Raw genomic sequence first — 9267 nt, forward strand, 5'->3', positions numbered from 1 at the left:
AGAAAATATTTTTAATAAAGAGTTATAAAATGAATTCATAGCGTTATAAAGGATCTTTTTCTGGAGTAATTTACTAATATATATTATAAAAATATAAGTACTTTAACTATTTTATTAATTTACAAGTAATATTTAAGATAAAATTAAAACATTCTTTTATTAAATTTAAGGATCATTAAATATTCAATGAATTTTAGCAAAATTTATAGATTTTATTGGTTAAATATTATTTTAAAAATTTATATCTATAGAGTGAAATTCATAGTATAGGTTAAAGTTACAACATCTAATAAGTGTCTAAGTTTAAATATGTAGTGAATATAATTATAATAAATTTATTACTAAGGAATATATCATAAAATAAGTTATAAATTGTAAGATATAATATAGAGTTTGTTAAAATAATATAGATTATGGTAACTTACTTGTAATTAATTAATAATAATAATATAAGAAGCATTTTTTAGGAGAAAAATTATGACTGTAAGTTCTAGTGATATTTTAGTTAGTATAAATCCTAATCCCATTAGAGGGGTTATAGGTAAAAATGTAGATTTGAATTTGAGTTTTATGAATAGTAGTATTACAGATACTGTATATAATCTTCATATAGAATTACAGTTACCTGATGGCGTAGAATATGTTTCTGCCCAACAACAATCAAATTCAAACACTATAAGTACAAATGATTATTCTCAAAAAGTTATTTGGATTAATATGGGTAACTTGGAGCCTAAGCAAAGTTATAATAACACAATAACAATTAAAGGGTTATATAATTTTAGAAATCCAGCGAAAAGTTCAGAGGTAGTGCAATTTAATAATCCAATACAAGGAGTAACAGTAAATGCTACAGTAGATACAATAGCTGAAGGAAGTAGTAATCCTTTGAATGACAGACTTCAATTAACGAGTAACTGTAGTTTTATTCCAGTACCATATAAGATAAGTATATCTTCGCCTAAAAAGGTACCTAAGGGAGCTGGTACTTTATCACCTAATTTTCAGGACCCTATATGGAAGTATAATTATAAGATAACTATAGACAATAACTCAGTTAAGGATGAAAATTGTGATATATATTTTCAATTAGGTAACGGGATAAGATATTTAACATTTATTTCTGCTAGTGGAGATGATTTAAATCAATTCAAAGCCCCTATAGTAATGCAACCTTCAAATGAAAATAATTCTACAGTACTTAAATGGCAAAATATTAACTTAAGTAAAAGTTCTAACAATATAGTAACTATAGAAGCAGCAATTTGGAATAGAAGTACAGAAAATGGTGTAGAGAATTCAGGAACAGAGATACCACAGGGAGAGGAAATCATCAGTATAGCTACACTACGGGGAAATGATGGTAGTGTAGAAGGTTTTACTACGGTAATAGCAGAATATTTTTTAATAGAGAAAAGTGTTTTATCAACATCAACAGATGTTGGGGTTAAAAATAAATTTACTTTATCATATAAGGTAAATCAATACACATCCATAGGTAGCAATAACTTATATCAATTTCAAATAATTGATAATATAAAAGACGGTCAACAGTACAATAATGATGCTACGGAAACACCCATAGTTATAGATGTGGGAAGTGGAGTAACTAGATTAACGTGGGATTTATCTACGGTATTCCCTACAGATGGAGGTAATACTGGAGTAACCAAGGTGATTAAGTATTCAACAACTACAAAAAGTGCATATACAAGAACTAGTGTAAGTTCAGGTGATATGTTAAGTAATACTGCTACTATGGGTGCAGTAATAAATAATAGTGAAAATTCTTATATTGAGGATATAAGTTCAAGTAATATATATGTAGGAATACCAAACTTAAGCAAGCAAATATTAGGATATTATTATAAGGATGGAACTGCTAAGAATTTTTCAGTAGGAGCACCAGGAGATCTAATAGAATTTAACATTTTATATGACGCAAATAGTATAAATGCAACACAAAAAAATATTTTCGTAAGGGACTTCTTACCGGAAAATATGGTAAATACACCATCGGGTGTAATTTATGGAGGATCTTTTTCAAAGCCAGGATTAGGCAGTCAAAGTATAGATTTTAATGGTTTACAATGGAATTTACAGACTATTCCTGGAAATAATAATTGGAATGTTAAATTTCGTGTTCCTGTAAGTACAAGTTTAAATTTTATAGGTCAAAAGTATAATTGGAGTAATTTTATTGGAGTAAATAGTTCAAGAGGTTCTTATATGTTGCAAAACGCTGTAAATGTTAAATTTGGCACTCCAAATGTTAAAATTAGCTCTAGTGTTACAGGGCCTAACGTAAATAATATAAAGCCTAATGAACTTTATACCTATACTATTAATGTTAGTAATTTACAAAATGCAGATAACACCGTAACGGATGCATTTGAAATGACATTGACAGGGGTAATACCTCAAGGTTTAACTTATAATTCTTCAAGTATAGTAGTTAAGGGAAATGGTACTTATCAGAATCCCATAATTTCAGGACAAAATTTAATTATGGTCATAAATAAGCTTTCACCAGGAGAGACATTAACTTTAACTTATGATGTTACAGTTGATAGTAATATATCCATAGGTTCAACTTTTGCGAATGAAGTAACACTTACTCAACCATACTCTCAATTAGATAAATCCTATCAATACCCTGGAAGTCCATTAACCACAAGTGTTGAACTAAAATCTAAAAGTCCAGTAACTATGCAAGTTTTATCTTCACCTGAGGCTACAAAGGTAGGAGAGATAGTATCATATATAATACAAATTACTATAGCTAAAGGAATTATAGCAAATAATATTAGGGTTATAGATACATTTCCTAAGACTAAACAAAGTTTTATACAAAATAGTGTGTTAAAGGATGGTGTACCAATTACACCGGAACCGACTCCAATAGACGGTGTATTAACTTTTCCCACTATATCCTCGATAGATGCAACACAAAATGAAGTTAATTTAATATATTCATTTTCTATCAGAGTAACAAGGGGAAATTTAACAGATACGTTTATAGATATTCAAAAAAATAAATGTGAACTTTTATGGAATGATAGTTTAGATATTACAAATGTTATTTCAATAGTACAAGAAAATTCTCTTTATGTTCAAGTACCACTTTTAAAAGTTGAAATATATCAAAAAAACCTGACTACTAATAGTGAATATACTACTGGATATATAAATTTTAATTCAAAAGATACATTAGCATATAAAATAGTCATAGAAAATGTTGGGAAAAATACTGCATATGATGTTGTTTTATTAGATAGTGTACCAAACGAATTTATAATAGATCAGTCTACTTTAAACGGGACATTAGGACAAGGCTCAATCGGTGGAAATAATATAACTTGGAATATAGACAGTGTACAGGCAGGAAGTTTGATTTTTATAGATTTTAATGTAACAGCGGGAAACAATATGCCTGTTGAGAAACTAGTAAAAAATAATGCAAATATACAATTTAGTTCTAATAATAATGGATTTGGACAAATTGTAGGCCCACTTGATGTAGCGTCTGTAAGTACACGAATTAATAATATAACTTTTGCAGTAAACCCTTCAATAAATACTATAAAAATAGGAGATACGTTTAAATATACATTAAATTTAAATGTAGGAAAAGGATCTTCACTAAATAATGTTAGCATATACGATGTATTACCAACTACACAAACATTTATAGGGGATGTAACAAAACAAATTAATTCAAATCCTCCTGAAAGTATAACTCCACAAGTCGTAGGACAAAGAATAAATTTTCCACAACCTGTAATAGGCCCAGATAATGGGATAAATGCAACGACAAACTCTGTTTCAGTACAATATGTGTTTACGGTACAATGTAATTCAGGAACACAAGTACCACCGTATACTCAACAACAATTTAATAATGCTGGTATTCAATGGGAAGATGCTATAGCCGGAGGGGGTAATAAGGAAACAACTGCTAACACAAGTGTTACAGTGGAGGGTTGTCAGGTTAATATTTTAATAGAACAAAAAAATTTCACACTAGTTGGAGAGAGTGGAAGTTATACAGAAAAAGATATACTAGCTAGTATCGGGGATACTGTTTATTATAAAGTTACATTAAATATACAAGGAATAGTAGGTGCTAATAATTTACAGATTAGGGATACGTTAAATAATAATATGGCATTTTTGAAGAATATAAGCATACCTACTGGTGGAGTCATAACATCACCTAATCCAGGACCAGGTGGAACAGTTCAGTGTGAAATTCCTAACATGACATTAGGATCAAATGTAATTTATGAGTTTGCAGTTAAGGTTAGTGAAACTTCACCAATAGGAGATAGTTTTACTAATGTTGCATCATTAAATTATTCAATTGATCACCTAGGAGGAAAAATATTTAATGTATCTAGTAATACCTTAAATATAAAAATAAAAGATTTAAATGTTACACAACAAATGAATATCACAGAAGCTAATATAGGGGATGAGGTTCAATATACTATAAATATAGTTATTCCTAAAGGAACACAGGTTTATGATCTTAGTATAATAGAGAACCTAGACTCAGGACAATCTTACGTAGCTTCTTCTTGGACATCTAGCCTAGGTGGAAGTAGTATTCCGGTTATAACAAATTCAAATACTACTATAAAATATATAGAGGCTACTAATCCTATTGCAGCTACGGGATCTAATGATTTAATAGTTAGTTATACTTTTAGGACTAAAGTTATATATGCTAATGAGTTTTCACCATATACAGAAAACCAAGTTAGTTGTTGTAATGTAATGTGGTCTAATTCATTAGGTGGAAATAAAAAAGGCCCTGTAGAAGTGTTGGAACAAATAAAAGTAAACAGACCAATGCTCTTCCTACAAAAATTTCAAAAAAATACTAGTAAAGGTGAAACAGTTTACAATACAATACCACTAAATAATGTACAAACAGGAGATGAAATAGATTATAGTTTAGATATTAGAAATATGGGTACAGGAACAGCGTATAACGTTATTAGTGAAGATAATCTAAGTTCATATTTATCATTTGTTGATCAATCAATACCAGAAATAACCGCATCAGGTCAAAAAGTTACTTGGACGGTTGCAAAAATTGAAGCAGGAAAATCGGCAAATATATATGTAAAAACAAATGTAACAGGAGCCATAAATGCAAGTACGAATTCTATTAATTTTTTTACTAGTAACTATAATGGTAACAATAATGTTGTTTTAGAACCTATAAAATCTAAACAGGTAGGATTTTTGTATGTTGCGCCTAATATTACAACCTATGTTATGGGTCAAAATGGGGAAATTAATGCCATGGTATTTAGTGGATCAACTATTCAATATAGGGTGGTAATACAGGTGCCTAAAGGTAGTACTGTATATAATGTTCAGGTAAATTATAACTTAAATAGTAATCAAACCTATGTTCCAAATTCTTTAAAAAACTATGGAGGAGTAGGAGTTCCAAGTAATACACCAAATTTAGTATTTCCAAATGAAGGAACCATCAATGCTTCTGCTTCAGACCAAACAATAATATATACATTTAAGGCTGTGGCTAATGGTGTCAGTGGTGTATCACAAGAGAAGCAGGAAAGTGAGGCCACTTTAAGTTGGCAAAACAATACAGGTGTAGCACAACCAGTTGAAAGAGATAAGGTATCGGTATACGTAACTAATATTAAATTAGCAATTAATAAAAGTCAGAGCTTAGATGGTATAAATTTTGTAAGCAACCCCATAGATTTAAAAATTAATCAAAATATTTATTATAAATTAGAAATACAGAATACCTCTACATTTGCAATCTATAATATTAATATTCAAGATAGCATGCCGAGTGGAATAGTAGGTCAATCCTTTAAAGAGGCAAATTTAACTGGAGAATTTATTTTAGAGAATGATAATTTTGTAGGAAACTCTAGTTTTAAAGGAACAATATCAGTAGTACAACCAAGTGAAACCGTTAGCATAGTATATATGTCTAATCTTATTGGAACATGTATAGTAGGTAATAGCATGGGTAGTTCAGCAAGTATAAGTTATAGTACTGATATATCTACTTTAAACGTAGTATATGGAAGTATAACATCTAATCAAGTAAGTATCATGGTTTCAGAGGCAAGCCTACAAATTGATGTTACATCGTCTAGTAATACTATTAATTTAGGAGAAGAAATAGAGTATTTAGTAAAAGTTAATATTCCAGCAGGAGTAAGCTTATATAACATTCAATTACAAGATGTTTTGCCAGGGAAACAAGTTTATTTAGGAATTGCCCAATTAAATGGTAATTCTATAGTTTTAAATGAAAATGGACAAAATTTGATTTCAAATAAAATAGAAGAAATTAATGCAATAAATAATCCTGTTATACTAAATTATTCATTGTATGCTAGAACAATCGAACCAACTTATACTCAACCATTTGAAGAGTATATGGAAAATAATGCAAGTCTATTGTGGAGTACGAGTAAAACATCTTCTACAACCTTAAGTATAAGTAATAAATGTGGTGTAACAGTTAAAACTGCGAATGTTACTATATCACAAGAACAAAGAAATAAAACTCAAGAAGATGTATTTGGTGTTGCACAAATAAATGTTAAATCAGGAGATTTAGTGGAATTTAAGTTGCAGGTACAAAATACTGGAGCAGCCACAGCGTATAACTTAAATATACAAGACACATTAAATCAATATACAGCATTTACTAAAACTATTTCCAGTACAGTAGGGGCTGTAAGTTATAATTCATCCAATAGATATGTTATATGGAATATACCATTGTTAGCACCAGATGAGATAGCTACTGCTATTATTGAAGTGCAAATGAGTTCAGGTATGGTTTCATCAGGTATTACTACAAATATGGTTAATTTAAGATATAATACAAATACAGTTAATCCTATAGTGGTTGGACCTATTTTAGCATCTTCAATTCGACAAAAATACGTGGATATAAAAGTTCAAATAAGTGCAGATAATTCAAGTTATATTTTAGATTCCATAATAAGTTACAATATAATAGTTCAAATTCCACAAGGAACTACAGTTTACAATTTACAGCTGATTGATATATTACCAGTAGAACAAAGTTTTATAGAAAGTACACTAAATAATAATCCTGTAACGCCTGATCAAAATGGAAAGTTATTAAGTTTTCCTAGTATTAATTATGAACCTAACACACTTATAAAGGGAAGAATACTAGATGAGTTTGCACAAGATGAAAATAATTATATAAATTATAATTACAATATTAAAGCAAAAGTTCATATTTCAAATATACAAAATGGTACTGTAGATAATCAAACAAATTCGGCTAATGTTACTTGGAGCACTGATCCCTTAAATAAAAATATAATAGGGCCTATTTCAGATACAGTTACTATAAATACAAGTGAAAATTTAATTGAAGTAGAAAAGTTTCAAGGAATAAAAGGAACAAATAAGTTTACAAAAGACAATATTGAAATATTGAATGAAGAAGACATAGAGTACAAAATTGTAATTACGAATATAGGAAAGCTTACAGCATATACACCTAAAATAGAGGATTTAATAGATAATAATTTAAGTTCTATAAATGTATCTTCTGTAAGTCAGGGTAAAGGAATAGTAAGCAATGGAGTTAATCAAAGTCTTTTAACTTGGTCGGATATTACTGAAATTAGTCCAACAAAATCAGAAGAGTTAATATATACAGCTAAAGTCAATACAAAATCTAATGTAACTATAACTAATTCTGCTATGCCAAATTTTAGTATAATAAAAGGAGCTAAACCAATACAAGGTATTTTATCTAATGAAGTTTTTGCCACAGTGTTACAACCGGTTGTAACAGAAAATTTTACATTTATACCTAGTAAAAATAATTATATTTCAGATATGGAGGCATTAAGTTATGGTGTATTAGGAGCAGAAGGGAAAATAGGATATATATTCAAAGAGAATGGAAATAATACTTCTTTATATGATTTAAAGATAGAACCTATACCATTTGATTATTATTTAGTTATTAATAATATTTTTATAGAAGAGATATATAAGAATACCTTATATTTTGAAAATATAAATGATAGTCTAAACTTATTATCAAACGATTTAAATATTATAGAGATAATTTATAAAATACCCGAAAATTATATTGTAATAAACAATCCAATTAACTTTAATGTGAGCATACAAGCCGTAAGTAAGGGTATTCCTAAAACTATTAATAATGAATTGAGCGTAGGAACAGTTCAATTAACGACATCGTATAATATTGGAGAATATCCTAAAAATCCAAGTTTGTTTACTATTCAATATTATATAGATATTAATATAAGCAAAGGAATAAAAGTTTATGATATAGAATTAGAAGCTTTTTATCCTCCATCTTGTATTTTTATGAATGCCGAAAGTAATGGAGTATCTATTAATGTAAATCAATTAAGAGGAAAAATAAATTATCCATTTATAGACATGATAGATGCTACGCAACAACCAGTTCAATTAAAGTATTCCTATATGGTATGTCAGTATAAGAAAACACCATTAAGTATAGGAGAGTTAGAGAAAAATAAAGCTGTTTTAGGTTTAAGGACAGCCAGGAATATAGAGGATAAATATATTTTAAATAGTAGTACACTAGGACTAAATGAAAAGTTGGAATGTGTATATGTCAATAAAATAATTGGTAAATGCATAAAATACTATAAATTTGAAAATATATCAATTCCAGAGGTTACAGGTTATGTATTTAAGGATATAGTTTTTAATAATCCGGAAATTATACAAGGAAGTTTGAGTATCACTAATAGTGGATGCGATAAAGATTTTAGTAGGATAAAATATAGCTTTGTAATTCCATATACAATTATTTATGCTCAGTATAACTGTTCAAGTATAAAAACCAATGAAATTCAAGAAAAGTTTAAACAACAAGAATTAGAAGTAATAATATATACACCTAAAAATCAAGGTAATTTATATAGTGTTTTATCTGAAGTAGTAACTAATAAAGTAATAATTAATAATATACAAACTGAATTTTGTGCATGTATAGGTGTAGTAACTTCAACTATATCAAAGGAAATGGTATTAATGAATACATTAGGTAAGAGTGAGTTAGTATATTGTTGTCCAAATTGTAATAGTATAAATAACTAGGCATAGAATAGTAAGTATAGATGGTAATTTATTAAGTATCAGAAGATAAGTTTAATATTATTTTCTGGTACTTTTTTATTATTAAGAAGGATATATTTTTATATAAGTGTA

The 9267-nt window shown here is 28.4% G+C and carries 1 protein-coding gene; it reads left to right on the top strand.

The window, feature by feature from the left end:
* Positions 1-477 precede the first annotated feature (477 nt).
* Positions 478-9156, top strand: coding sequence for a hypothetical protein (locus QOZ93_RS05990; RefSeq protein ID WP_307355500.1), 8679 nt, complete (start codon positions 478-480; stop codon positions 9154-9156).
* The last annotated feature ends 111 nt before the right edge of the window (positions 9157-9267 follow it).

This window comes from Hathewaya limosa (assembly GCF_030815255.1).
GTDB classification, from domain to species: Bacteria; Bacillota; Clostridia; order Clostridiales; family Clostridiaceae; genus Hathewaya; species Hathewaya limosa.

What these genes read in the sequence shown, in the direction of transcription:
- QOZ93_RS05990 (WP_307355500.1), top strand. Translation starts at nt 478, where the DNA reads ATGACTGTAAGTTCTAGTGATATTTTAGTTAGTATAAATCCTAATCCC.